The sequence below is a fragment of the Vibrio sp. L5-1 genome (assembly GCF_021728315.1).
GTDB lineage: Bacteria > Pseudomonadota > Gammaproteobacteria > Enterobacterales > Vibrionaceae > Vibrio > Vibrio splendidus_K.
In genome coordinates, this window is sequence record NZ_JAKKCQ010000002.1 from 23,229 (window position 1) to 49,619 (window position 26,391).

19 protein-coding genes are annotated in these 26,391 nt (G+C 44.7%); 4 read left to right on the forward strand and 15 right to left on the reverse strand.

Annotated elements, in window-relative coordinates; all coding sequences use genetic code 11:
* Positions 1 to 123 precede the first annotated feature (123 nt).
* The 11 genes from cobB to L3V35_RS06755 all read right to left on the reverse strand — a co-directional run bounded on the left by cobB (position 124) and on the right by L3V35_RS06755 (position 11,775).
* Positions 124 to 858: a Sir2 family NAD+-dependent deacetylase gene (gene cobB, locus L3V35_RS06705; RefSeq protein WP_054547734.1), complete on the reverse strand. Its 735-nt coding sequence runs from the start codon at positions 856 to 858 to the stop codon at positions 124 to 126.
* Between the two features lie 258 nt (positions 859 to 1,116).
* The gene (locus L3V35_RS06710; protein ID WP_171316391.1) at positions 1,117 to 2,337 is read right to left on the reverse strand and encodes an ammonium transporter; all 1,221 of its coding nucleotides are present in this window, start codon (positions 2,335 to 2,337) and stop codon (positions 1,117 to 1,119) included.
* A gap of 441 nt (positions 2,338 to 2,778) precedes the next feature.
* The gene (locus L3V35_RS06715) at positions 2,779 to 3,195 is read right to left on the reverse strand and encodes a hypothetical protein (protein WP_017059624.1); all 417 of its coding nucleotides are present in this window, start codon (positions 3,193 to 3,195) and stop codon (positions 2,779 to 2,781) included.
* The gene (locus L3V35_RS06720; protein ID WP_017094055.1) at positions 3,179 to 4,252 is read right to left on the reverse strand and encodes a formate dehydrogenase subunit gamma; all 1,074 of its coding nucleotides are present in this window, start codon (positions 4,250 to 4,252) and stop codon (positions 3,179 to 3,181) included. Before L3V35_RS06720 ends, L3V35_RS06715 begins: the two co-directional genes overlap by 17 nt.
* Before the next feature lie 13 nt (positions 4,253 to 4,265).
* The gene (gene fdh3B, locus L3V35_RS06725; RefSeq protein ID WP_004733723.1) at positions 4,266 to 4,874 is read right to left on the reverse strand and encodes a formate dehydrogenase FDH3 subunit beta; all 609 of its coding nucleotides are present in this window, start codon (positions 4,872 to 4,874) and stop codon (positions 4,266 to 4,268) included.
* Positions 4,875 to 4,885: 11 nt separating this feature from the next.
* The gene (locus L3V35_RS06730) at positions 4,886 to 7,741 is read right to left on the reverse strand and encodes a formate dehydrogenase subunit alpha (protein ID WP_146454297.1); all 2,856 of its coding nucleotides are present in this window, start codon (positions 7,739 to 7,741) and stop codon (positions 4,886 to 4,888) included.
* 10 nt (positions 7,742 to 7,751) lie between these two features.
* Positions 7,752 to 7,952, reverse strand: coding sequence for a twin-arginine translocation signal domain-containing protein (locus L3V35_RS06735; protein ID WP_004733728.1), 201 nt, complete (start codon positions 7,950 to 7,952; stop codon positions 7,752 to 7,754).
* Between the two features lie 76 nt (positions 7,953 to 8,028).
* Positions 8,029 to 8,661, reverse strand: coding sequence for a molecular chaperone TorD family protein (locus L3V35_RS06740; protein ID WP_123301705.1), 633 nt, complete (start codon positions 8,659 to 8,661; stop codon positions 8,029 to 8,031).
* 9 nt (positions 8,662 to 8,670) lie between these two features.
* On the reverse strand, positions 8,671 to 10,332 hold the full coding sequence (locus tag L3V35_RS06745) for a 4Fe-4S dicluster domain-containing protein (RefSeq protein ID WP_017087794.1): 1,662 nt from the start codon (positions 10,330 to 10,332) through the stop codon (positions 8,671 to 8,673).
* Positions 10,333 to 10,631: 299 nt separating this feature from the next.
* Complete coding sequence (locus L3V35_RS06750) at positions 10,632 to 11,321, reverse strand: DUF3306 domain-containing protein (protein ID WP_237298990.1); 690 nt, start codon at positions 11,319 to 11,321, stop codon at positions 10,632 to 10,634.
* Complete coding sequence (locus L3V35_RS06755; protein ID WP_016788660.1) at positions 11,311 to 11,775, reverse strand: DUF3305 domain-containing protein; 465 nt, start codon at positions 11,773 to 11,775, stop codon at positions 11,311 to 11,313. The genes L3V35_RS06750 and L3V35_RS06755 overlap by 11 nt, the downstream gene beginning before the upstream one ends.
* A gap of 370 nt (positions 11,776 to 12,145) precedes the next feature.
* On the opposite strand from L3V35_RS06755, the gene fdhD reads away from it, so the two are divergent.
* Positions 12,146 to 12,985 carry a formate dehydrogenase accessory sulfurtransferase FdhD gene (gene fdhD / locus L3V35_RS06760; protein ID WP_065205200.1) on the forward strand — a complete coding sequence of 280 codons (840 nt, stop codon included), beginning with the start codon at positions 12,146 to 12,148 and terminating at the stop codon, positions 12,983 to 12,985.
* Positions 12,986 to 13,321: 336 nt separating this feature from the next.
* Positions 13,322 to 15,211, forward strand: coding sequence for a methyl-accepting chemotaxis protein (locus tag L3V35_RS06765; protein WP_237298992.1), 1,890 nt, complete (start codon positions 13,322 to 13,324; stop codon positions 15,209 to 15,211).
* Between the two features lie 169 nt (positions 15,212 to 15,380).
* Here L3V35_RS06765 and L3V35_RS06770 read toward each other — a convergent pair whose 3' ends face one another.
* Positions 15,381 to 16,964 carry an ABC-F family ATPase gene (locus L3V35_RS06770; protein ID WP_017077249.1) on the reverse strand — a complete coding sequence of 528 codons (1,584 nt, stop codon included), beginning with the start codon at positions 16,962 to 16,964 and terminating at the stop codon, positions 15,381 to 15,383.
* A gap of 452 nt (positions 16,965 to 17,416) precedes the next feature.
* Here L3V35_RS06770 and L3V35_RS06775 point away from each other — a divergent pair, with 452 nt between their 5' ends.
* Both L3V35_RS06775 and L3V35_RS06780 read left to right on the forward strand, forming a co-directional pair.
* Complete coding sequence (locus L3V35_RS06775) at positions 17,417 to 19,762, forward strand: AAA family ATPase (protein WP_237298994.1); 2,346 nt, start codon at positions 17,417 to 17,419, stop codon at positions 19,760 to 19,762.
* A 1-nt stretch (position 19,763) separates the two neighbouring features.
* Positions 19,764 to 20,651, forward strand: coding sequence for a mechanosensitive ion channel domain-containing protein (locus L3V35_RS06780; RefSeq protein ID WP_237298996.1), 888 nt, complete (start codon positions 19,764 to 19,766; stop codon positions 20,649 to 20,651).
* A gap of 196 nt (positions 20,652 to 20,847) precedes the next feature.
* Here the strand turns inward: L3V35_RS06780 and L3V35_RS06785 are convergent, their stop codons facing one another.
* The 3 genes from L3V35_RS06785 to L3V35_RS06795 all read right to left on the reverse strand — a co-directional run bounded on the left by L3V35_RS06785 (position 20,848) and on the right by L3V35_RS06795 (position 26,221).
* Positions 20,848 to 22,467, reverse strand: coding sequence for a methyl-accepting chemotaxis protein (locus tag L3V35_RS06785; protein WP_237299003.1), 1,620 nt, complete (start codon positions 22,465 to 22,467; stop codon positions 20,848 to 20,850).
* Positions 22,468 to 22,740: 273 nt separating this feature from the next.
* Positions 22,741 to 24,768, reverse strand: coding sequence for a cache domain-containing protein (locus tag L3V35_RS06790; RefSeq protein WP_237299005.1), 2,028 nt, complete (start codon positions 24,766 to 24,768; stop codon positions 22,741 to 22,743).
* Positions 24,758 to 26,221 carry a sigma-54 dependent transcriptional regulator gene (locus tag L3V35_RS06795; RefSeq protein ID WP_065205206.1) on the reverse strand — a complete coding sequence of 488 codons (1,464 nt, stop codon included), beginning with the start codon at positions 26,219 to 26,221 and terminating at the stop codon, positions 24,758 to 24,760. The genes L3V35_RS06790 and L3V35_RS06795 overlap by 11 nt, the downstream gene beginning before the upstream one ends.
* Positions 26,222 to 26,391: the final 170 nt, after the last annotated feature.

The following is a 26,391-nucleotide window of genomic DNA, read 5'->3' on the forward strand; positions in this document are numbered from 1 at the left end:
TATTTAGTGGCTGATTTGGCCGTAAGGCAGGTAAAAAATAGAGACAAAAAAGCAAACATACATACGACTCTAATTCTCTTTAGGTCAATGTATATTTGCTTATATATAGTGGATAAAGATTAGTTAAGCCGTTAAAGAGCCTTTCTCTAAAGACAACAGCTCACCGACTAATTTTGGCACTTCAATACTGGCTTTACCGTAACGTTTCTCTTCAAATTCGCTCTCAACCGCACTTGGCTCGAGGTTGATTTCAATTGTATGTGCGCCATGCATTCTTGCGTCATGTACAAAACCAGCCGCTGGATAAACCACACCTGATGTGCCGATCGAGATAAACAGATCAGCTTCTTCTAACGCTGAATAGATGTCGCCCATTCTTAATGGCATTTCGCCAAACCAAACAATATGAGGACGCATTTGAGCTGGTATTTGGCAACAATGGCACAATTCACCAGTATGGATGTCGTCTTTGTGCTCTAGAACTTGATTTGATTCGCTGCAACGTGCCTTAAGAAGTTCACCATGCATGTGAATAATATTGTTGCTACCGCCTCTCTCGTGCAGGTTGTCGATGTTTTGAGTGATGATCGTTACTTTGCCACCTAGCTTCTCTTCGAGCTCACCTAGCGCCTTATGGGCAGAGTTTGGCAGAATACTTTCGTTCTGTAAGCCATGGCGACGCTTATTGTAGAACTCTTGCACCAAGTCTGGATCTTTTGCAAAACCCTCTGGTGTCGCGACATCTTCGATTTTATGGTTTTCCCATAATCCGTCTTGTGCTCGGAATGTTTGAATCCCCGACTCCGCAGAGATGCCGGCGCCAGTAAGAATTACGATATTTCGATATGGGAAATGCATATAACGTCCTTTTCAATATGTCACTTTGTAACAGCTTAGCACTGTTCAAATTCCAACAATAGTTTTAGGGATTAGACCATAGTCTTAGGCAACTGAATTCATTGGCTATTTGTGACATAACTCGCTTGATGGGTGCTGCCATTGTTACTCAAACTCTCTGTTTTGCTTTTCACTGAAACAAAAAAAGCGGCCGAAGCCGCTTAGTTATAATTTAATTTGTGTCTAGCAAGGGCTTAACACTCATCAAGATTGATGACGTTAGTCTTCGTTAATCGAAGAGATCTTATGGATTGAAAGATCCGCACCGTTGAACTCGTCTTCTTCACTTAACCTTAGGCCAGTTACTTTGCTCAACACACCGTAGACAACCAATGCACCGATTAAAGCTACTGTAATGCCCGCTAGCGTACCAATCACCTGAGCACCAAAGCTCACGCCACCTAGTCCCCAGAGTGCTTGCTGGCCGAAGATGCCAGCTGCAATGCCACCCCAAGCGCCACACACGCCGTGCAATGGCCATACACCCAGCACATCATCAATCTGTGTTTTGTTCTGCATGTAAGTAAACAGGTAAACGAACAATGCGCCCGCTACACCACCTGTAACGAGAGCGCCAAGTGGGTGCATTAAGTCTGAACCTGCACAAATCGCTACGAGACCAGCCAAAGGACCATTATGGATGAAGCCTGGGTCATTTTTACCTGCGACTAAAGCCGCTAGAATGCCGCCGACCATCGCCATAAGTGAGTTCATGGCTACTAGGCCGCTGATGCCATTGATAGCTTGAGCTGACATCACGTTGAAGCCAAACCAACCCACACATAAGATCCAAGAACCTAGTGCTAAGAATGGGATGTTAGATGGTGCGAAGTTAGTGTGTTTACCTGCACGAATACGACCTTTACGCATACCTAAGAAGTAAACTGCGACCAAAGCAATCCAACCGCCAACACCGTGAACCACAACTGAACCCGCGAAGTCATGGAAGCCATAACCGAATTGCGCTTCAAGCCAATCTTGGAAACCAAAATTACCATTCCAGATGATCCCTTCAAAGAATGGGTAAACAAAGCCTACGGTGAAAAGTGTTGCGATGAGTATTGGATAGAAACGTGCACGCTCAGCGATACCACCAGAAACGATCGCTGGAATCGCCGCAGCAAACGTCATCAAGAAGAAAAACTTCACCAGCTCGTAACCATTACCTTGCGATAAGGTTTCTGCATCTGCAAAGAAATGCGCACCGTAAGCCACCCAGTAACCGATAAAGAAATAGGCAATGGCAGAAACGCCGAAATCCGAGAGGATCTTAACCAGCGCGTTCACTTGGTTTTTCTTTCTTACTGTACCGACTTCCAAAAATGCAAAGCCTGCGTGCATTAAGAAGACCATGATGGCGCCTAATAATAGAAATAGAGTGTCTGAACTCTGCGTCAAGCTCTCTACTGCGCTATGAACTTGGGTAACCGTTTGACTCATTAAAGCTCTCTCCCTTAGCTTTGTCTCAATTGCACTAGAACCGTGCGAATTGATGTCGTAATTAATTAAAGACTCAACAGTAAACGCAAGATGCGTTCCAACACGCTCACGTAATTTCCGTGCAACAAGTTTTTATTCTAAGCTTATGATTTTAAGGGGTTAAAATTACCACTGCACTTTTTTGGATATTTGATATGGAGGGATGTTTAAAATTAATTGCACCAATTAAGGGAGTTGCACCATATTGGCGCAGTCAATATCAAGCTTGGTTCTGTTTTAGAGCTACCCCAAATATTTTGAAGAATTAGCTAAAAATCTTCTTCCAAGTTGACTAGACCCTTGTTCAGGGTGGACAAAAAAAGCCCAGTGATTCGAATCACTGGGCTTTCTATACAATGGTTGCGCTCTAGATAAGTTGTTATCTACTTCGTCTGATACTCACTACAGGTTTGGTCCTGTTGTCGGGTTTTGCGGTAGGTTTTGACTTAAGCGCTGCATGCCTTGATACATACGAATAAACCACACCACGATCGCCACACCACCAAACAGCATGCCGACATAGGGAATGTAGTAAGCGATGTCATCGATAATATGGTTTTGATACCAGTAATCGTTCACACCAATTAACACGCCGTTAGAGGTCGCTACCGTGACGATAAGCACAACAAAGAACGTCAGGTTCAAGAAGAACGAGCGAATCAAGCCATAGTAGTGCGTATCCACTACTTCGCCGTCTTCACCTTTATCTAAACGATAGCCTGCGTAGATAATCGCGACCACACCAGAGAGAAGACAAGTAAATGGTGTAAAGCAGCTTAGGATGTAAGCGACCCAAATACCTTTATGAGGTTTGTTCATTCTTATTCACCTCTTCTGTTTTCTCTGTTGCTACGTTTGCGCTTTGTTCAGCGCCGTTTTTCTCTTGTTCCATCACTTCTTTGTACCAAAGGTCATGGTGCTCTTTAGCCCAAGTTTCATCAACTTCGCCTGTTACCATACCCTCAAGTGCACCTTCCATGCCGAACAAGCCGATGTAGATGTGGAACACAAAGCCACAGATAAGGATTAAAGCAGCCAACATGTGGACTAGGTTTGAAAGCTCCATATCACGACGGGTTTGGCCAAAGATTGGGAAGTCTAAAACCAAGCCACTGATCGCAGCGACACTACCCATAACAATCAATAGCCAGAATAGCGCTTTCTCACCCGCGTTAGAAAACTCTGCAGATGGATGAGAACCTTTATGTTTCCCTACCATACCACCCAGTTTTATAAACCACTGGATATCGACCATTTTGAAGATCGACTTGCGCCACCACTTGATAAGAACAGCCATCAACAGCACATAGAAAATCGGACCGATGTAGTTGTGGTATTGCTTCGCCAATAGAACGATGAAGCCCCATAAATCGGTTGGGATATAAGGTTTCAAGAAGTGTTTACCGTAAACCAACATCAAACCACTGAAAGCCAGTGTTAAGAAGGTAAACGCCATACTCCAGTGCAGTGCGCGGTCAAGTCGCGACCAACGTTTGATCTTACGACCCGTTCTTGGCGCACTCAGCATTAATGGGCCAATCACAACGTACATTAAGGTAACGAAAGCAATACTGCCAAAGATAGCGACAGCACCGGCTGGTGACATCCACTTCTCCTTCAATATGTACCACGTTTGACCTGGAGTACTGATCAACACACCGTGCTCAGCAGATTGAGATGTGGTGTAACCTTCTTCACCGTTTCTTACTTGTCGCCAAAAATCGGCGCCAGCAAGTTGTGTGATTTCTCTTTCTGCACTACTCGATTGAGTTTGTGAAGCGTTAGTCTCTGATGCATGGCTCATAGGAGACAGCATTGTTAGTGCTGCCAACATTGGCAGCACAACAAGGAAGAGACGCTTAAACATTGTAAGCATATGTCTCTCCTAACTAGCTCTTCATCGCATCGTAAGAAAGGTCATTGCCGTCTGTCCAGCCTGCACCCTTCGCACCACGCTCAACAACACGCTGACGGAATACATCAGAGACTTTCTCTGCATCACCCGCTAGCAGTGCTTTGGTTGAACATAAAGAAGCACACATTGGTAGCTTGCCCTCAGCAATACGGTTCGCCCCGTATTTCTGACGTTCTTCCACAGAACCTGGCTCTGTTTCTGGGCCGCCAGCACAGAAGGTACATTTGTCCATCTTACCGCGCTCACCAAAGGCTTCCTGTTTAGGGAATTGAGGTGCGCCAAACGGACAAGCAAACAAGCAGTAACCACAACCGATACATAGATCTTTATTGTGAAGTACGATGCCGTCTTCTGTATGTTCAAAACAATCTGCTGGGCAAACTGCCATACAAGGTGCATCAGTACAGTGCATACACGCTACTGAGATAGAGTTTTCACCCGGTTCACCGTCGTTCAGTGTTACAACGCGACGACGTTGAATACCCCACTCCAGAGCATCATCATTTTCGTTCTTACATGCAGTGACACAACCGTTACATTCGATACAACGTTTGGTGTCACAAAGAAATTTCATTCTAGCCATTTTAAGACTCCTTACGCTTTACGAATATTACAAAGGGTTACTTTCGTTTCCTGCATCAACGTGACAGGGTCGTAACCATATGTGGTTGCTGTATTGGCTGCTTCGCCAATAACGTAAGGATCAGTGCCTTCTGGGTACTTAGAACGCAAATCTTCGCCTTCGAACTTACCACCGAAGTGGAACGGCAAGAACGCTAAACCCGGTTTAACACGACGAGTAACCATCGCTTTTACCTTGATACGGCCTTTCTCAGCACCTTCAACCCAAACATCATCGCCATCTTTGAAGCCAATGTCGTTTGCGTCTTTCGGGTTCACTTCAACAAACATCTCTTGTTGAAGTTCTGCTAGCCATGGGTTTGAACGTGTTTCTTCACCACCACCTTCGTACTCAACCAGACGACCAGACGTAAGAATAATCGGGTATTCACCAGACTTATCTTGGTCTTGAATGGATTTGTACAGCGTAGGAACACGGAAGATTGCTTCCTTGTCATCCCACGTTGGGTAGTCAGCTACTAGATCACGACGTGGTGTGTAAAGTGGCTCACGGTGCAGTGGTACGCGGTCTGGGAATGTCCAAACAATCGCACGCGCTTTCGCGTTACCAAAAGGAATACAACCATGCTTGATAGCAACACGTTGGATGCCACCAGAAACGTCGGTTTTCCAGTTTTTACCTTCAGCAGAGGCTTTTTCTTCTGCGGTTAGGTCGTCCCACCAACCCAGTTGTTTCAGCAGTTTGTCACTGAACTCTGGGTAACCATCTTTGATTTCGCTGCCTTTTGAGTAGCTGTCTTCAGCCAATAGGCTTTGACCTTCAAATTCGACACCGAAACGAGTACGGAAGTTACCGCCGCCCTCAGCAACAGGTTTAGACGTATCGTAAAGGATATGCGTACCTGGGTGTTTCATCTCTGGGTTGCCCCAGCATGGCCAAGGCAGACCGTAAGTCTCGCCATTCGCTGGGCCGCCTTCTGCAGCAAGCGTTGTTTTGTGGAACGTGTGCCAGTTTTGTTGGTGTTCTTTCAAACGCTCTGGGCTTTGACCTGTATAGCCGATCGTCCACATACCTTTGTTGAATTCACGAGTGATGTCTTCAATCAATGGTTGGTTGTTCTCAACACGGATGTTTTTGAACAGTTGATCAGAGAAACCAAGCTTCTTAGAAAGAAGGTACATGATTTCGTGGTCAGGCTTAGATTCGAACAGAGGATCAACAACCTTGTCACGCCACTGTAGAGAACGGTTTGACGCCGTTACACTGCCGTAGGTTTCAAATTGAGTGGTTGCTGGAAGCAAGTAAACGCCATCGGTGCGATCGTTCATTACTGCTGCTACTGTTGGGTATGGGTCAACGATAACCATCATATCCAGCTTCTGCATCGCCTTCTTCATCTCTGGACCACGAGTCTGAGAGTTCACCGCGTGACCCCAGTAGAACATGGCGCGGATGTTTTCGCGTTGGCGAATCTTGTCTTTGTCTTCAAGCACGCCATCAACCCAACGAGAGACAGGAATACCTGCACTGTTCATTGGCTTTTGACCACCGTATGCGTTGTCGTCAAAACGTCCTTTGACCCAGTCAAAGTCGATATCCCAAACTTTAGACCAATGGCGCCAAGAACCTTCAGACAAGCCGTAGTAACCCGGTAGCGTGTCTGATAGTACGCCAAGGTCAGTTGCGCCTTGTACGTTATCGTGACCACGGAAAATGTTTGCACCGCCACCTGATTTACCTATGTTACCTAGCGCAAGCTCAAGTACACAGTAAGCGCGTGTGTTGTTGTTACCCGTAGTATGTTGAGTACCACCCATACACCAAACGATACAACCCGGACGGTTCTCTGAAAGCAGTTTTGCTGTGTGGTAAACGTCTTCTTCGCTAACGCCTGTTACACGCTCAACTTCTGCTGGGTTCCACTTCGCAACTTCTTCACGGATCTCGTCCATGCCGAATACACGTTGGCGGATGAATTCTTGGTCTTCCCATTTGTTAGCAAAGACATGCCATAACAGACCCCAGATAAACGCAACATCTGAACCCGGGCGTAGAGAAACATAGTGATCAGATTTCGCAGCAGTACGCGTACGACGAGGATCCGCAACAACGATCTTACAGTTGTTCTTCTCTTTCGCGATTAGGATGTGTTGCATCGCAACCGGGTGAGCTTCTGCAGGGTTCGAACCAATGAACAGCATCGACTTACAGTTGTGCATGTCATTGAACGAGTTTGTCATCGCGCCGTAACCCCAAGTGTTTGCAACACCGGCTACTGTGGTTGAGTGACAAATACGCGCTTGGTGGTCAACGTTGTTGGTGCCCCAAAGCGACGCCATCTTACGGAATGCGTAAGCTTGCTCGTTACTGTGTTTTGCACTACCTAAGAAGTAAACGGAATCAGGACCAGACTCTTTACGAAGTTCTAGCGCTTTATTACCGATCTCTTCAATCGCTTGTTCCCAAGAAAGCTTCTTCCACTTACCGCCTTCCAATTTCATTGGGTACTTAAGGCGACGCTCACCGTGGCCGTGCTCACGCAGAGCTGCGCCTTTGGCACAATGTCCACCAGCGTTGAATGGGTGATCGAATGCAGGCTCTTGACCCGTCCAAACACCGTTTTGAACTTCAGCGTAAATGCCACAACCCACAGAACAGTGAGAACAGATAGTGCGTTTCACTTCTGTTTTCGCTTCAGGGTCGACTGACTTAGCTTCCGCCTTTTTCATCATACCCGGAGCGAATAGACCAGCGCCTACTACCGCACCACCAGCCGCTAGAGAGGTGTTTTTCATGAAGGCACGTCGAGACACACCCAGTTGATTAGTTTCTTTGCTCACACTATCGGAGCGTTTGACAAGTTTCATCCGTTATCTCCTAAAGCGTGTCGTAGTAATCGCGAATGTGTTGCGTTTCACGATAGCCCGTCTTCTTCATGTCTTCTTTCGGCATTTCAACCGTTTCTGAAGCAGTTGCCACCTTCGTTGTTCCAGCGACAACGGCACCCGCTACGGCTGCAGTTGTTAAGCCTTTGAGTAAGTCCCTACGGCTTGTGTTTATTTCTTTATTATCTTTCATCATTGCTTCCTTACCTTGCGGTAGATCTTTTTGGAGGCTTAATGCCCCTCTATCGATATAATCGCGTACTGCTCGATTACTCGTAATCAGTGACGTTTTTCACATCAATCTTTAATTTATGCTTACTGCTTTTTGTATTCACGCTAAAACGCACTTGCTCTAACGTTAGGAATGCTTCACACAGCTGTGCTGCCGATTTGTAGAAGTTCGCACTTTCTGCACTTTCAAGCTGACGCGTAAAAGAGTTGAACCAAGGACCAAGGTGCTTATTGAAAACAGCTTGTTGAAGCGCTTCTTCTTCACCGGTTAGCATTGCCATTACTTCACACAATGCCGCAATATGATCTTCTGGCTCTTTCACTTGATCATCACGTTCAATGCCTAAAAGCTCTAAATCATGACGAATCTCTGCTAATGGTTTTTCCATCATGGCGCCAGTTCTATGCCAAGAACCAAATGGAACAATCTCTCCACGGCCAATGCCAATGAACAGATCTTGATATTCGTCTTCTAACGCTTCGCGATTTGATTCCGTTGCTGCTTGTTGAATGGCAATCCAAGCTTTTTGCATTGCACTCTCAGACGCTTCAATGTCTAACGTCTTTAGGAAATCAATGACCTCTTCAGAAGGTGCGCTACGGAACAATGCAGAAAGAACCAAATAGATTTCAGTTCTTAGTGTCTGTTCTTGATCTAAATTAGTTTCCAATGCCAACTCCTAGTATTTCAATTGATTCAATGGGTCTTGAGCCATTGAGTCGAACATGTCCACTACACGACAGTCTTCACACATCGCAATACGATTAATCGCAGTTTCATCTGAAAAATGAGAGTGACCGCGTAACTTGTTCTGTAACATGTCAATCATAGACTGTGGAGCGAATGGCTTATGGCAGCGTAAACATTCCGCCGCTTTCTCTTCATGAATCACAACTGCTTGTTGACGTTCTTCTTTCACCCAATTCATACGAGGTGTCAGAGTAAGAACATTCTCAGGACATGCCTTTTCACACAGACCACATTGAATACAGTCTTGTTCTACAAACTTAAGTGATGGAGACGCGCCGTCGGTATGCAGAGCACGTGTTGGACACACAGCCACACAACTCATACACAAAGTACAATCTTTGCTTTCACACGAAACCGTGCCGTATGGAGCATTCGAAGGAAGCTCAACAATGTTCTCAACAGGAATGCGAGATGAAGACATTGCATCGAGTGCAGTGAACAGACGTTGACGTTTGTTGCCTTGAAGATCGCCAAGTGCAAGGTCGAATGAATCAACACACAGTGTTGGAGGTCCTTCACGTAGAGATTCTAAATACAGGATATCGATGGTTTCTTTTGGAACACCGATTTGGTCTAGTAGCTCTTGAGCAATCCCTACTTCGTTATTCAGAACACGAATGATCGTCTCTGGCATAAAACGAGAAGCCGCAAACAGAACCTGAGTCGCCCCATTCACTAGTGCTGCAAACCAAGTATCAATACCAATAGAAGGCAGTTCTTCAACAACGATTGGAATAACGTTATCTGGTAGTGCTTTTAGCGCCATTACATTGTAAGTCTCATGACGAGAGCTACAGATAAGTACGATTGGATCCAGACCGCCCGCATGTTCATAGTTAGCTAGCGTACGTTCAATGAACTTTTGAGTATCGTCAGGGTTTGGAAGCGCATAGGTAATCGCTTCTGTAGGACAGCTTGTTGCACAAGTTCCGACGCCTTGACATAGATAAGGGTTAATCTCGATCTTGTGACCTGTTTTGTCTGAGCCTTCACTTGATAGCGCGCCAGCAGGACAAGCATCAACACAACGTTCACACCCTTTTACGCCACGAGAACTGTGCGCACAAAGGTCAGTGTCTAAACGGAAGAACTTAGGCTTATCAAATGTCCCCATTAGCGTTGGAATCTCTTCCAGTGCTTCGGCCAGTTTTGGATAGCCTCGACCCACTGGGTAATAACCCGGTACAGGCACTTCTTCTGTCATGCAGCTATTCAGACATAGGTCTAGAACAACATCGAAACAATCGTGATTAATCGCGATTTTCGCTAAGTTGCTTGATGTGCCTTTACTCTCAATCACAACTTCAAACGTACCAAGGAAACCGGATACTTGAACCGAATTCGCGAAGTACAGTTCTGGGTTTTTGCCCTTTTCGCCGTCTGTCGACAATAAGGTTAAGCTCGTCAATTGAGGTAATTGAGCCGCAGCACTTTCAATGATCGCAGTTGGACCAATAACAAGAGTATTACCGCCGCTTTCGTAGCTAACAGTAGGTGGAATCAGATTTGTTAACTCAACTGTATTTTCAAATGCATACAGTCTTGCTTTAGCGTTATTTGAAGTTGCTTGTTCTAATAATTGTTTAAGCATTGCTCAGTTCCATCTTTGGACATGGATAATCTGTTCAACCTTCATTGTAGTAAGCGATAGAGAACTTGCTGAGTAATCCGTTAACAACTAACCCTTTAGCCAGTGTCTCGTTCGTCAGACTATGAATTCGTCTATCTACAAAAAAGTTGATAATAAACGTTATTTAGCAAATGCCATGCCAATTTAATAAACCTTATATATCAGTAATTTAATTCTTTATAGCGTTTATTGTGCGTATAAAAAAACCGCTTGGGACATTTTGTCCCAAGCGGTTCATTGAGTATTTAGTCAAAATGTACCTATTCTTTGTGTGGTATATTTTGTCCCATCTCTTTCAGGTCATCTTCGTCTGATGTGGTAGCGCTTTTATCTGATACTGTGTTTTCACACAGTTCTTTTTCTTGTTCGGTTATTTCGGCACTTTCTGAAGTTTCAAGTTCATTATCAGATGCCTCAAGATCGCTTTCAGAAGTTTCTAAAACTGAGCCTTCATCTTTATTATCAATGACTTGATCTTCTTCTGGCGTAGTGTCTTCTTCCGTTTTATCTTTAACCCAATCACGCAGGGTTTCCGCAACCCCTTCAGAAAGAGACTTTAAATTACTGTAATCGTCGTCGTAATCATCTAAACCATCACGAACATTGAATTCTTCTGAGAGGAATAATTTACGCAATGCGGCTTTTTTTACGCTTTCTGAGGCTTCTGATACCAATAATTGAGCAACAGACAAGTCTTCAGTGGCTTCTGGTGCGGGATCTTGAACGTCAGAAGCATGAACTTCTTCATTGGTTTCTAAAGCATCACTATCTAAAGACTGAGGCGCTGCTGCTTCCATTTCAGAAGAAAGATCAGCAGACGAAATCTCAGAAGATGAAGAATCAGAGGAAGTGAGTTCCGGTACTTCCAGTGTTTGCTCTACTTCCAAAGCTTCGTCAGTGGATTCGTCAAGCTTTCGTTGAGACCAACGGCTAAAGAAGTTAGTTGCCATTTGATCTACCCGCACCTTTACGTTTCTTACGTCTTGCTTCTAGCAACTCACCATGACGGCCTATGAAGGCTTCCATCCAAGCTTGCACAGGTAGCGGAATGTCGTATGAAAGGACTTGGTTGTCACCGTCCATGTATTGCCCTGCAACGGTTTGTGATGCTGTAAGTAACTGAATAACTGGCTTAACACCAGAATCGACATTATCCATCACTAAGAAAAGCTTAGGTTGCTGAGAGCTTAGGTTGAAACGATAGTCTGTACGCTCGTCTTTATGTAATTGGAGTAAACAAACGTCTTGGGCATCGTCTTCTGGCGACAGTTCAAACCCCTTCAATTCCCATTGTGTCGTTACCCAGATACCTGTTTTGATCTCTTTCTCTATTCTTTGGACACCGATTGGCCAAGCTGCTTCTGTTTTTTCATATTGTTCTTTGAATTCTTTTATCTCAGACATACTTCACCCAATTGATTTTCTTTGGTCTGAATGCACTTAGGACATTTTGTACTGTGCGCAATCATATACACCCCATAAAGCAATAAACACGCCAATACGGATTAACTGCGAGAGCGTATCTATAGCGTTCGTTATCAAGTTGTCACTATAACGTTAGTCGATACTGGTTATTTCAGACAACTCCACTCGGTGAACTCTCATATTTTGCGCTATTTTAATCGAATGCTTCATGTTTTCCTGAATACCCGTTATTTTGGAATAAGATTTGCTTTAAGCATGGGCTAAAGAATCGATTAACAAGAGTGGCGTTAGACCGTCTTGTTAACTTCTTATCTCTTAAAATCGCTATCTCATTAAGTAGGACGTGACTGTGGTAAAACCAAACATAATAAAAACTAGCGAAAACCCACTTCAAACAATCGAAGTTGAAGTGTTTGATGAATATGGTGAGAAGCTAACCAAACAGATCGCTTGTGAACGCCCTCTTACCGTTATGTTGAACTGGAAAGAGATCGTAACCCTGATGACGCTTGGCTCGCGCCCTGAATCTTTAGTCTTGGGTTATTTGAAGAACCAAAGCTTCCTTTCTGACCCTGAAGCGGTTGAGTCTATCATCATCGATTGGGAAACCAGCTCTGCAGCGGTTATCACCAAAGAAGATACGAGCCAACTTGAGCAAGCGCTTAAGAAGAAGACGGTGACCTCTGGCTGTGGTCAGGGCACCATGTTTGGGAACGTGATGAAGCAGTTGGAAGATTACCAGGTGCCTCAAACCAAGATTAAGCAATCTGAAATTTACACGGCTTTAGAAGCGCTGACTCATTACAACGACACCTACAAGAAAGCTGGCGCGGTACATGGTTGCGCAGTTTGCAAAGACGACAAGGTTCTATCGTTTGTTGAAGATGTTGGCCGTCACAATGCGGTAGATACGTTAGCTGGTGAGATGTGGCTTAACAAAGAGTCTGGTGAAGATAAGATTTTTTACACTACTGGCCGCCTGACTTCTGAAATGGTCATCAAAGTAGCGCAGATGGGTATTCCTGTTCTGCTATCACGCTCTGGCGTAACGCAAATGGGCTTAGACTTGGCTCAGCAATTTGGTATCACAACCATTGCTCGTGCTAAAGGCCTGCGTTTCCAAGTGTTCACTGGCGCAGAGAAGATTGAATTCGATGTGAAAGGCGAACAGGCTTCGTCTGAAAGCTAGATTCAAAAGCCCTGTTCATGCCTAATTAAAGTTGATTTTAGGCGAACGATATAGCTAAACAACAATGCCGCTCACAACCTTGATGAGTGGCATTTTTTATTTGTTCAAAGTTTATTTCAAGATATGCCTAGTAAGCTATATAGCTTGGAGGTTTCTATCAACGGTGCCCACTGATTTTCGCTTGTAGATAAATAACGGCTCCCTCGACCTTAGTTGTAAACGAATCTTGCTTTAACAACCTTATAAGCTATTAGTTACATATTCATCATTTTAATGAATCTATTAATTACAAAACAAAGATGAATATTAACGTCACTGGCTTAAAGGGAATTAACCATGAGTAATCCATCGGAACCTCAGCGTCATTCGCTGTCTCTTTCAATACGCAGTAAATTCATTCTAATCAACCTCACCCTGTTTGTTTCAGTCTTTATCTATGCCATCTATGAGCAGTTCAGCTTAGACAAGCTTGAATCTTTGGAACGTGCTGCTACTGAAAATTTGAGGAGCTCTGTTGACCTACTAACCCTGAGGCGACACGAAAAAGATTTCTTATCTCGCCACGATAACAAATACGCAGAACGCTTCGACGAAACCTCCAACACCCTGAATCAACGATTGGTGACTTTGAACCAAACTCTAGCTTCACACGAGCTTCATTTGTCCGACCAAATGACGCGGATTTCGGACACTCTTCATCAATATCAAAAGCAGTTTCACCAAATTGTCGAACAAGTAAATAACATTGAACGTACGACCGCGCCTTTAGGTTTTGTCGCTGCGTTAGATGGTAAAAGAACCGCGTTAAAATCAGCGATCGAATCTGAATCGAGTTTGGCGTTAGAGCTTGCGCTATTGGAGTTGATTGAAAAAGACTTCCACTATCTCGCTCATATCAATGACCAAACCCATATGGCGTTAGCGAATGCTCTTAAAGAGTTTGAACCCTACTCTCAAACGTCTGTTGCGACAGAGCAAGCCTATTCGGACTACAAGGCTGCGGTTGAAACGCTTCTGCTGGCTAACACCAATTTAGGCTTGTCGGCAGAGCTCGGTCTTAGAGGCGCCTTACGTAGCAACGTCCACCGAACAGAACAAGCCATTGAAGCGGTACAAACCGAGATAAGCCAAGCTATCACAGCGGCGAGTACACATACCAAAAACACACTACACCTTTTTGGCGCGGCGATTGTTGCGCTGCTCTCTTTGCTGTTGGTGTTTATTGGTCGCAACATACTTGCGCGAATCAAAGCGATAAACGTGATGATGGAATCAATTGCCAATGGAGATGGCGACTTAACTGTCCGCATGAACGCCAAAGGCAACGATGAACTTGCTCAGTTGGCGCATTCCTTCGATACCTTCATCAATAAACTGCATGGCAATATTAAAGAGTTGTCTGGCGTGATGACGGTGTTGACCGATAGTTCGTGTAGCTCTGAAGAAGCGGCAATCAAAAGTATGAGTAATGCAGAGAAGCAGAAGCAACAATCTGAATCAGTAGCAACGGCAGTTAATGAGCTGGTGATGACCAGCAATGAAGTGACGGCGAACATAGAAAACGCAGCGATGAACGCTGAGAAAATCAAAGACAATGCACATCAGGCGTTGCAAGAAACTCACGCAACCAATGACAGCATTAATGTGCTAGCTGAGAATATTGCAGAGTCTCAAAACCTAATTGTTCAGCTCGAAGACCAGAGTCGTGAAATCAATCAAGTCGTCACTACCATTCAAGGTATTGCGGAACAAACTAATCTACTTGCGCTAAATGCAGCGATAGAAGCTGCGCGAGCTGGCGATCACGGTCGTGGGTTTGCAGTCGTGGCGTCTGAAGTAAGAGAGCTTTCGCTAATGACTAACGATTCAACCCATCAAATTGAATCGACCATTCATGGCCTAACGTCGGGAATAGCAAAAACGGTCGCTAAGATGTCGGTAAGCTTAGAGCAAACGGGCTTAGTTAAGCACCAAACCAAAGACGTGGTAAATGCGATTGAAGGTATACACTTTCAGGTTGGCGAGATGTTCGATTTAAACAGCCAGATTGCGACGGCGTCTGAAGAACAATCCATGGTATCAGCGGAGATTGACCGCAGCATCACTGATATCGCGCACCTAGCGAGTGATACTCATACAGTGGTATCTGGGTCTGTTCGTTGCAGTGAACAAGTATCGAACGTGAGTGTGAAGCTAGAGAAGATTGTGGCGCAGTTTAAATATTGATTAGCAGCAAGCATTTGAGACCACCGCTCGGCGTATTTGCGATGGAAAAACTGATACAAGTGAAGTGATATAAATAAACAAAAGGCCTCTATCTTATTCATAAAGATAGAGGCCTTTTTAATCAGGGATACGTACTAACGTTGTATTACGTATTCATGTTTAATGCGTACTAAGCGCGTGCTTTCAAGAACTCAGCGTAAGTACCGCGGAAGTCGTTGATCTTGCCGTCTTTGATTTCAAGAACACGAGTCGCTAGAGAGTCTACGAATACACGGTCGTGAGAAACGAAGAACAATGTGCCTTTGTAGTTCTCAAGAGCCAAGTTAAGTGCTTCGATAGATTCCATATCCATGTGGTTCGTTGGTTCATCCATTAGCAGGATGTTTGGTTTGTGCATCATGATCTTGCCAAGAAGCATACGACCTTGCTCACCACCAGAGATAACCTTTACCGACTTTTTGATGTCGTCTTGGCCAAACAGCATACGACCTAGGAAGCTACGAACAACTTGCTCGTCTTCGCCTTCTTGACGCCATTGGCTCATCCAATCAAACAGGTTTAGATCTTCTTCAAAATCATGTGCGTGATCTTGAGCGTAGTAACCGATGTTTGAGTTTTCAGACCACTTATATTCACCAGTACGCGCTTCTAGAGCACCCGCTAGTGTGTTAAGTAGTGTTGTTTTACCCACACCGTTCTCACCGATGATAGCAACACGCTCACCAACTTCGAAAATCGCATCGAACTTGTTGTATAGGTCTTCTTCAAAACCTTGAGATAGGTTTTCAACCACAAGTGCGTTACGGAATAGCTCTTTAGACTGTTCGAAACGGATGAATGGGTTTTGACGGCTAGACGCTTTTACTTCATCTAGTTGAATCTTGTCGATCTGTTTAGCACGAGATGTTGCTTGTTTCGCTTTAGATGCGTTAGCAGAGAAACGAGAAACGAACGTTTGAAGTTCAGCAATTTGTGCTTTCTTCTTCGCGTTATCAGAAAGTAGACGTTCACGAGCTTGTGTCGCTGCTGTCATGTACTCATCGTAGTTACCAGGGAACAGACGAAGTGCGCCGTAATCAAGGTCAGCCATGTGTGTACAAACTGAGTTTAGGAAGTGACGGTCATGCGAAATGATGATCATTGTGCAGTTACGTTGGTTTAGCGTATCTTCCAACCACTTGATGGTGTCCATGTCCAGGTTGTTCGTTGGTTCGTCAAGAAGCATGATATGCGGGTCTGCAAACAGTACTTGAGACAATAGAACACGAAGTTTCCAACCTGGTGCCACTTCGCTCATTAGACCGAAGTGCAGTGATTCTTCAATACCTACAGCAAGAAGAAGCTCACCTGCTTTCGCTTCTGCCATGTAACCGTCCATTTCAGCGAACTGAACTTCAAGATCAGCCACTTTCATGCCGTCTTCTTCGCTCATTTCAGGCAAAGAGTAAATACGGTCACGCTCTTGCTTAATCGCCCAAAGCTCTTTGTGACCCATGATAACCGTGTCGATTACCGTGAATTCTTCATAAGCAAACTGGTCTTGGTTTAGCTTAGCAACGCGCTCATTTGGATCGTAGCTTACGTTACCTGCACTTGGCTCAAGTTCACCAGATAGGATCTTCATGAACGTCGATTTACCACAGCCATTCGCGCCGATTAAACCGTAGCGGTTGCCTTCGCCGAACTTAACTGAAATATTTTCGAAAAGTGGCTTAGCGCCGAATTGTTGGGTGATATTTGCTGTGGAGATCAATGCCGTTACCTTTTTAATGTGAAAAACGCCGCAACGTTACTTCTTCAGGGCTTTAACTGCAAGTCTTGATTGCAATTACTCGCCATTAAGTGAGTGATAACCTAGCCAAATCATAGTTTGAGCTGACTCACATTTTTGATTTTCTATTTGTCGTTAAAAAACTATCTATTTTTAGGAAAAACAAAATATCGAACAGCGCCCCATAATGGGCGGTATATAACCGTCCCAAATCATGCCAACCATTGAATATATCGTATGCTGATTGGTCACAGTAAAACTAACCTGACCAAAGCAACAACAGACATAGGCAAGACTAGCCTAATCTCTGACAATTTCATGACAAAATCAGCCGAAACGGGAATAAAGTACTCGCCCCCGATACGGGGTTGGATTTCACAAAGTAAGATTAACTAACTATAGTAATCCTAACCTCATAATTCTAAGAGACTTTTATGCGTTCACTTTCGCGCTTCTTAATCTTCACTTTGGCCATTCTCTCTTGGCCGAGTCATGCCAACTTGGAATATGACTTACAATCTCAGCCTCAGGTATCTAATAGTGCTGTAGATCTGGATAAGCGTATTGATTCCCTACCTGATCCCCTCTTTATGGAGCAGTCGGACAGACGCCAAGTCAACATTTTACTTGCCGAAGTTCTGCGAGTTCAAAAGCTGGAAATCAAAACCTTCGAGCAACAGGTAAAAGCCTATAGAGATAACAACGACGCCGATCAATGGTTTGCCGTGCAAACGAGCTACGTCACATTGAATAGCTTGAACGTAAGTAAACAGCATCTTTTAGAGCAGACAAACTCCGCGAATAAAGAGCGCTTAACCGGTTTTGGCCCATACGGCGTGACTCAATTTAAACAAGAGTGGGAATTAACCAAGCTCAATATTGAGTATCTTGTTTACTTCCAAATTCGTAGCTTTAAAGCATTAGTTAAAGACATTTTTATTTCTCCAGTGCCTGTCATTTGGGCTTCTCTAAAGGTGCTGTTCATTTACTTCGGTTTAGTATGGTGGCTTGCCAACAGCACTCGCTTGATTGAGTTGTTTCGAGTTAACTTTCTCGAAGCGAAAACGAACCCTCCTTTTCTGGTTCGTGTGATTTGGTATATTAGCCGCGCTGAGCGTGCGATTGCTTGGTTAATCGCTATCACACTTTCTTTGAGAGTGCTTTCTAGCATCCCTAGCCTGCAGCACCTGATTTTCCTAGAGATATTCACGTGGTGGATTCTAGGTGGTTCGATTGCCATAAGCTTTATTCTTGAATTTGCGTATCGCTTAGGTCGCACATCAAACCAAGAGGTCATCGCGCTGAGACTATCGACTATTCGTCGTTATGTTTGGAGTATTATTGTTGCAGGTCTGACTTTGCAGATATCGAGCATCACACTGGGTAAAGGTACCATTTATAGTTGGATCTACAGTGCGCTGTTTTTCTGGTTTGTGCTGGTCACGATATCGGTACTTAGATTATGGAGAGCGAAAGTCTTCGATACGCAGCAACACATCTCCGATCGTCCAGTGTGGGTTAACTGGGCGGTAAACCGCAAGGAAACCTTCTTACTTAATATACTGGCGACGGCAATTGGAATCGTCTGGTTGAGTGTTTACAACTTCCAACATCGAATCATGGCATTGCTTTCTAGTTACACGTTGTTTAGTCAGGCCTTAGCCTATCTCTTTCGAATCGAAGTGGCTAAGCAGTCTGATCTTGATAAAAACCAACAAAACTTGGTTCGAATCAAAGGAGACAAAACCTATGAGTACATTCTGCCGGGTAATATCGATAGCACCTTAATTGATTACGCGGGCGATGAGGTTAAGCAACTCTCTCGTTACTTAATGTCTGACAGCCCTGCTATTTGTATTGTTTCAGGCGAACGTGGTGTGGGTGCGACAACGTTGCTTTATACCTTGCTGCATAAAGTATCCAACGCAGAGCCTGTTTACGTGAGTTGCCCTTACGCAGGTTACCAAGAGCTCTTAGCACATCTAGCCGTGAGTATCGGCTTGGAAGAAGAAGCGACTGAGATTCAGATCTTGGCGCACCTACGTAAAAGTAACACCACGTACCTAATTGCGATTGATAATGCCCAACGATTAGTTAAGCCAATGGTCGGTGGCCTGTCTGATTTGATTCGTTTAACCAACCTTCTCCGTCGTTCTAAAAAGAATCACCGTGTCGTGATATCGATTGCCAAATCAAGCTGGCGATTTGTTGATAGAGCGCGTGGCGAGCGTCTGCTGTTTGACTTGGTGTGTTTCCTACCACGTTGGACAGAGAAACAAGTTGGTGAGCTACTGACTAGCCGCATCAATACCGATCTTGAAAAGCCGTTATCGTTTGATGGTTTAGTGGTCCCTAAGCAGTGGGATCAAGATGACATGAGTGAAGAAGAACGTGCACGCCAAGGCTTCTATCGAATCTTGTGGCACTACTCTGATGGCAACCCTACCGTTGCGCTGCGATTCTTTAGGCTCTCTTTGAACCGCAATAAAGAGACAGATCAAGCCGTGGTGCGTTTGTTCCATGTTCCTGAAGCGCAGGAACTCGAGAACATGCCGAAACCTATGTTGGCTGTACTTCGTTCTATCGTGCAATTGGAAATAGCTTCTCCGGAAGTGTTGTCTGAATGTACTCAGCTGAGCATTGCAGAGATAACCGGGATTCTACGTTATTTTGAAAGCCGTGGTTATATTGGTTGGCATGAAGAAAAGGCTCGAATTTCTGAGCACTGGTTCCGCCACATTACTAACGTTCTCGACCGTCAACATCTACTGGTGAAGTAAAATGAAGAAGTTATTTATCCTACTATTTGTTGGCTTGGCAAGTGTTGTCAGTTTCCCGGCCTTCGCGACGGAAGAGTTAGCTAACGTAGAAAACATCTCAAAGATTGCGAGTTTGGTGCGTTGGAGCGGCGTGTTCTTCTCCATGATCGTTATTGCCGCAATGTGGTTGTTACTTAAGTTCATCAATTCGTTGGTGACCAGCTTTGGTAGTCAGTTCGTGCAATATCGAATGCTGCTACAGAAACTGCAGTCGTTTACTCAGTTCTTTATTTACGTGAGCACCGGTCTTATCGTGTTCATGATGAGCTTTCGAATCAACGATCAAATCTTAGCTTTGATTGGTGGTACCCTCGCCGTGTCGGTCGGCTTTGCGCTTAAAGACTTGGCAGCATCGTTCATCGCGGGCATCACGGTGATGATTGACAGACCTTTTCAAGTTGGTGACCGCGTCACGTTCGAAGGTAACTATGGCGACATCATTACCATCGGTTTGCGTTCTGTTCGAATGAGAACCCTGAACGACGACATTATCACGATCCCGAACAACAAGTTCTTAAACGAAGTAACGACCAGCGGTAACTATGGCGCGCTGGATATGCAGGTGGTGATTCCATTTTATGTCGGTATGAATGAAGACATCACCCTAGCCCGTGACTTGATTCAAGAAGCGGCGTCTTCAAGTCGTTACATCCACTTGCCGAAGCCTGTTACGGTTCTGGTCAAACAGACGATTACGGATAATTACTTGGCGATACAGTTAACTTGTAAGGCCTATGTGGTCGACACGGCGTATGAGAAGCTGTTTGAAACCGATATTACCTTGCGTGTGATGAAAGAGTTTAGAAAACACAATATCAACCCTCCGAAGATTTCAGTGACTGCACATTAACAAGATTGGCTTAACGCTCTTCTTTTTCTTAATGCTCTGCTTTTGTTGAGCGAGCTAACAATCCAGTTATCTACAAACGAAAACACCTCCGAACTTATCTCAAGTACGGAGGTGTTTTGTTATGGGCTTCTTGGATTCATCTCTTGAAGATAAGAAACCTGTGACTGGCATAGTTTGTTATGAAAAACCTTAGCGGTTAAACCTTAAAGTACTTCAACTGATCAGTAAGGTGTTCTGTAGTGTTCGCCATTTTCTGACTGTCTTCTGCAAGCGATTGTGAGGCCTGCAGTACCTCATTTGCAGCGAGATGAATCCCAGTGACACTTTCACTCATTTCGGTTGCTACCGTACTCTGTTGCTCCGAGGCGGCGGCGATCTGCGCGACCATGTCGTTGGCGTTGTGCAGCTCATTCACTATCACATCGAGTTGTTGGCGAGTTTCGTTAGACGCGACAACACTGTGATCGACTTTCTCATTACTGCTTTGCATTGCTTTAAAGGTACGCTCGGCTTGCTGAGTCAGTTTTTCAATCGTCGATTGAACTTCATTGGTTGAGTTTTGAGTGCGGCTTGCGAGGTTACGGACTTCATCTGCGACTACCGCGAACCCTCTTCCTTGCTCACCTGCTCGGGCTGCTTCTATTGCCGCATTAAGCGCTAACAAGTTAGTTTGCTCAGATACATCACGTATCACGCTCACCACTTGGCTTATCTCTGTAACACCAGATTGTAAGTCTCTGACGAGATCGTTCGCCGTCGAAATGTTTTCTGAAACTTGAGATATGGTTTTAGACGTTACTTGCATGTTCTGGTCGTTCTGATTTGCGTGCTCAACAACCTTATTGGTGCTTGCGGCAGTATTTTCAGCATTAACGGCGACATCAGAAATCGTGGCACTCATTTCTGTCATCGCTGTCGACAACAACTCAAGTTGAGCATGCTGTGAGTTAACACTGGTCGCCGCCTCTTCACTCGCTTGTGCAATATGACTTGCCATGTTGCTCGATAGATCCGCAGATTCATTGGCGGTACGCAGCGTGCCTTGCAGCTTATCAAGCATGGTGTCGATCTGTTGGCTCATATCACCCAACTCATCTTTGCGTGTCATATTCATACGTACACGCAGGTCGCCATCAGCAATCTTATGGGTGTTATCGATAAGCTTATTGAGAGGCACAAGGATGTTATTGGATATCGCGTAACCCATCGCAAACAGTAGCCCAGACAACACAACTGCAACCATGCCTTCTTTAATCGCCAACGCGTAGAACGCATCTTGAATATCCGCGACCAATATTCCAGAACCTAACACCCAGTTCCATTCAGGGAAAAGTTGTACGTAAGAGATCTTGTCTTTCAACTCTCCATTCGGGCTCTTCCATTGGTAATCAAGAAAGCCTTTCTGTTGCGCTGTTTGAGAAATGGTCACCATCTCGCGCCAGTGATACTTGCCCGCGCCATCTCTTAAGTTACCCGCGTTCTTGCCATTGAGTTCAGGTTTTAATGGATGGATAACAACGTTGAGTTGTTGGTTTAAGATCCAAAAATAGTTGGTGCTGTCATAGCGAAGCGTTTCAATGGCTTGCAGTGCTTGTTTCTTTGCTGTCTCTTCGCCAAGAACATTTCGTTGGTCATAATAGTGTTGAGCTAGGCTGACCGCAGTTTCGACTTGAGCGCTGAGTTTATCTTGCCGCTCTTCCATAGAGCTTGCGCGTTGTTGCATTAGATTAAAAGTGGATGCCATTACCAATAGAACAACCGATAAAATGACGATGGATACGAGTTTTGATTTGATAGATAAGTTACTTAATTTCATAGCTGACTGACTTTATTATTTGTTTTGATTATGGATTTTCGACCAAGTTATCAAAATTTCGTACAGTTCAGATGATATGCATCAAGATCAAAAGATATACACTGTGTTACATAACCAAAAGGAGGTGCTCGTCAAACAGGCAGGTGTTGAGATTTAGTGGGTGATAGTTTAGTAGTGCGGGATTTTCGTGCTTGGGCTGAAACGTTCATGTAACAGCCCAAGCACTGTAGAAATATCATCAGGTGATAATATCGGTGAATTGGTTCTTAGAACTTATAGATTTGATACTAGCAATTGAGGCGTGGCTTTTTGTTGAAGATAGATACTAAAGCGGCTCCCTTTACCCACTTCAGATTCAACACGTATTTCACCGCCGGTTTGGCTCAAGATACTTTGAGATACCGACAAGCCTAAGCCTGTACCGTCACGTTTGGTGGTATAGAAAGGCGAAAAGATGCGTTTCAATTGCTCTTCTTTGATACCACAGCCTTCATCTTCAACATGAACAATCGCACCGTGAGATACACCATTTTCAACCCAGTCTTCACTTGAGATAGTCAATGTGCCCTTTCCGTCCATAGCGTGAATCGCGTTCATCTGTAGGTTAACCAGAATCTGTAGCAATTGGTTGCGGTTCACCTCGACAGACGTTTTCGCGTGCAGTTGTGATACGTACACAATGCCTTTCTTCTTAGCGCCTGTTTTGACAAGCGTAATACTCTCATCAACGATTGGATTAATGTGTTGCCAAGTGATCTCATCTTGTACGCCACCATGACGGCTGTATTGAAGCAGGCTTCGTGTGATATTTCGGATTCGGTCGATCTGCTCCATGATTGCGTGGACTTCTTCGTCTACACGAGCCACTTCGTCACCGAGTTCAAATTTCATCAACTCGACATTGCCAAGAATCACCGCCGTCGGGTTATTAATCTCATGTGCAATGCCCGCGGTTAATTCACCTAGCGCGGCTAATTTTTCATTGACCACCAGCTTGTCTCGAGCTTGATTCAACAGCTTGATATGCAGTTCGAGTTCTTCGGTTTTCTCTTTCAAACTAGCAGTTCGAGAATGAACCTTACATTCGAGTTCTGAAGCGGCTTGTTGGATCTCTTGATTACGTTCGTGTAGCAAATCCAACATCTTGTCGAATTGCTTAGCGAGCAAAGTAAGTTCGTGTTGATCGTTTAAACCCAGCGTGCCAATTCGCTTGTCTTGCCCCATCTGGACTAGCTTGACGACTTTATGGATTCGTTCAATAGGATTGAAAAGATCACGCGCACCACGGTGAACGATCAAACCAGAAGCCAGTAACAACAACACAATCGTAATGCTGATTTCGCCAAGGTTAGTCAAGTATGTTTCCACTAATGGCCAAATCAGATAACCGGTATAAAGCATGCCGATGACGTTATCGAATTGGTCATGAATCGGTTGATACGCAGTAATGTACCAAGCGTCGTAAACATACGCTCGATCTAGCCACTCTTTGCCTTCATTCAATACTTTAGAATGAACCTCGTGAGAAACACGAGTACCAATTGCGCGCCCTGCACTTTCTTCGCTGCTCAACGGTACATTAGTGCTGACACGTAGGTCATCAAGAAACACAGTAACGGTGCCAATACGACGATTGAACCCCTCGCGTTGCGGATAAATGAGATTGCTGATCTGATCAACCAACTGTGTGCTGTTATTAAGGAGGATCCCCCCATCAAGAAAACCAATTACGTGATCATTCTTGTCACGAATCGACACAACGGTGCGGCTAACTAACCCCCGAGTTTCAACGTTTAGACTATTGAGCATTGGGACTTCGGCTTGCCTGGCAAGGTTTTGGTCTAAATCGTTGAGTTCGTTTTGGCTCAATACACTAAAGAACGATTCTTTGTGTGTCATGTTGAGGTATTCAAGCTTTTTCTCCATGCTCTCGACGCTACGCCAGCGCAGGAAATCGAGTTCATAGCGAGATTTGTTTTCAGAAACCCAACGTGTGAGCTCTTCTTTCGAAATATCACTCGTGAGTTTGATTCGGAAATTGTAAGACTCAGCAAATGCTTGAACGTTATAGGCCTGTTGGTTCTGAATTAGATGGATACTGTTGTCAGCAACATCCAAACGCTCATCGACATCAATCAGAGCACCTTGCCACGTGTAATGTACTGACCAATACAGTGTTATAGCGACAAGCGCACACAAGGTAAGAATGATGGGAGCGGATGTTAGAAATAGCAGGCGATAACGCACCATGGTTTTGAACCGGAACGCCCACTTTGTCCACCAATGACGTCTAATCGGCATATTCTGAGCCTTCTGTGTTCCACTCTTTGTACTTACGCTCTAGTGTTTTACGTGCCACACCGAGATCTCTCGCAGCTGCAGATTTATTGCCATCATGGAAACTCACCAGTTGTTCTATGTGAGATTTCTCGACTTCTTTGAGTGTCCAGGTGTTCGGGTAACCCTCAGCAGCGTCTGCATTATTCAAGTTTGGTATTTCCGCCCCATGTGACACCGTCACCGAAATACTGGTTGGGGCTGGATCGCCATTCACTTCACGCCAATAGTGTGCTGGTGGCTTATCTAAAAGAATGCATCTTTCGACTAGGTTCTTAAGTTCGCGAATATTTCCCGGCCATTCGTATTCATTCATTGCCAAGATATCTTCATGTGCCCAGTTTGGAACCGGCATACCCAGTTCACTTGATAAAAGACGAGTGAAGTATGGAACAAGCTCTATCAGATCAGACGGTCGTTCTCTCAATGGCACAACATCAATCTTAAGTACATTGAGTCGGTAGAACAGGTCGCGACGGAAGTGGCCTTTATCGACCTCTTCTTGAAGGTTTCGGTTAGTCGCCGCCACCACGCGTACGTCAACGGCAATTTCTTTCTCGCTACCGACAGGACGAATAGTACGTTGCTCTAGTACGCGTAATAGCGCAGCTTGCATTGGCAATGGCATTTCACCGATCTCATCAAGGAACAAGGTGCCACCGCTTGCGACTCTGAATAGACCTTCACGGTTTTTCTTCGCGCCGGTAAATGCGCCAGAGGTATGCCCGAATAGCTCACTTTCCAGAAGCTCAGGCGCAATCGCTCCACAGTTAATTGGCACGAATGGCCCTGTTCGTTTGCTAGCTTCATGTACACCACGAGCAACTAACTCTTTACCGGTACCTGACTCACCTTCTATAAGAACTGATGCTCTTGACGGTGCAAATTGACTGATCAGCAATTTAAGCTGTTTAGTCTTGTCTGAATTGCCGATCAATTCGGTCTTGATATGACGGCTAACATCGCGCTTCAACGCGTACTGCATTCTTTGATCAAGGCGCTTGTCCATACAACGCAGAACCGCTTGTATCATTTGTTCGAGGTTGAACGGCTTAAGAATAAAATCTGAAGCACCAAGCTTAAGCGCAGATATCGTCATCTCTAAATCAGCATAACCTGTCATGAAAATCACATCGGCACGTTTGTCGTTGTCGTTAAACGCCTCTTCCCACTCAATACCAGACCGACCTGGCAGGTTGATATCAAGAACAATCAGATCAAAATGCTCGCTCGAACGCAGTATTTCGGCTTCTTCAACCGACCCCGCACTCGATACCTTGCCAAAGAACTTACCCAGTGCTTTCTTTAAAATAGCTTGCATACCTATTTCATCATCCACAACCAAGACGGAAAACGCTTGATATTGAGTCAATGTGTTCGGGTTGAGGTTGGGTGCAGATGAACTAGGTAAAGACATAATGATTAGCCGGTGGGGAAAGTTGGGACAGAGTGTACCAATTAACCTTTTGTGCAACAGGGACAATGTGCGACATTTTGTCCTAGCTCATGTTTTGATTCATTTTAGAGGGCTAAATGACGCAGTTTTGTCCGAAATAACAGCAATTTAATGAGATCTGATGCATGATT

What these genes read in the sequence shown, in the direction of transcription:
- cobB (WP_054547734.1), bottom strand. Translation starts at nt 858, where the DNA reads ATGCATTTCCCATATCGAAATATCGTAATTCTTACTGGCGCCGGCATC.
- L3V35_RS06710 (WP_171316391.1), bottom strand. Translation starts at nt 2,337, where the DNA reads ATGAGTCAAACGGTTACCCAAGTTCATAGCGCAGTAGAGAGCTTGACG.
- L3V35_RS06715 (WP_017059624.1), bottom strand. Translation starts at nt 3,195, where the DNA reads ATGAACAAACCTCATAAAGGTATTTGGGTCGCTTACATCCTAAGCTGC.
- L3V35_RS06720 (WP_017094055.1), bottom strand. Translation starts at nt 4,252, where the DNA reads ATGCTTACAATGTTTAAGCGTCTCTTCCTTGTTGTGCTGCCAATGTTG.
- fdh3B (WP_004733723.1), bottom strand. Translation starts at nt 4,874, where the DNA reads ATGGCTAGAATGAAATTTCTTTGTGACACCAAACGTTGTATCGAATGT.
- L3V35_RS06730 (WP_146454297.1), bottom strand. Translation starts at nt 7,741, where the DNA reads ATGAAACTTGTCAAACGCTCCGATAGTGTGAGCAAAGAAACTAATCAA.
- L3V35_RS06735 (WP_004733728.1), bottom strand. Translation starts at nt 7,952, where the DNA reads ATGAAAGATAATAAAGAAATAAACACAAGCCGTAGGGACTTACTCAAA.
- L3V35_RS06745 (WP_017087794.1), bottom strand. Translation starts at nt 10,332, where the DNA reads ATGCTTAAACAATTATTAGAACAAGCAACTTCAAATAACGCTAAAGCA.
- L3V35_RS06750 (WP_237298990.1), bottom strand. Translation starts at nt 11,321, where the DNA reads ATGGCAACTAACTTCTTTAGCCGTTGGTCTCAACGAAAGCTTGACGAA.
- L3V35_RS06755 (WP_016788660.1), bottom strand. Translation starts at nt 11,775, where the DNA reads ATGTCTGAGATAAAAGAATTCAAAGAACAATATGAAAAAACAGAAGCA.
- L3V35_RS06765 (WP_237298992.1), top strand. Translation starts at nt 13,322, where the DNA reads ATGAGTAATCCATCGGAACCTCAGCGTCATTCGCTGTCTCTTTCAATA.
- L3V35_RS06775 (WP_237298994.1), top strand. Translation starts at nt 17,417, where the DNA reads ATGCGTTCACTTTCGCGCTTCTTAATCTTCACTTTGGCCATTCTCTCT.
- L3V35_RS06780 (WP_237298996.1), top strand. Translation starts at nt 19,764, where the DNA reads ATGAAGAAGTTATTTATCCTACTATTTGTTGGCTTGGCAAGTGTTGTC.
- L3V35_RS06785 (WP_237299003.1), bottom strand. Translation starts at nt 22,467, where the DNA reads ATGAAATTAAGTAACTTATCTATCAAATCAAAACTCGTATCCATCGTC.
- L3V35_RS06790 (WP_237299005.1), bottom strand. Translation starts at nt 24,768, where the DNA reads ATGCCGATTAGACGTCATTGGTGGACAAAGTGGGCGTTCCGGTTCAAA.
- L3V35_RS06795 (WP_065205206.1), bottom strand. Translation starts at nt 26,221, where the DNA reads ATGTCTTTACCTAGTTCATCTGCACCCAACCTCAACCCGAACACATTG.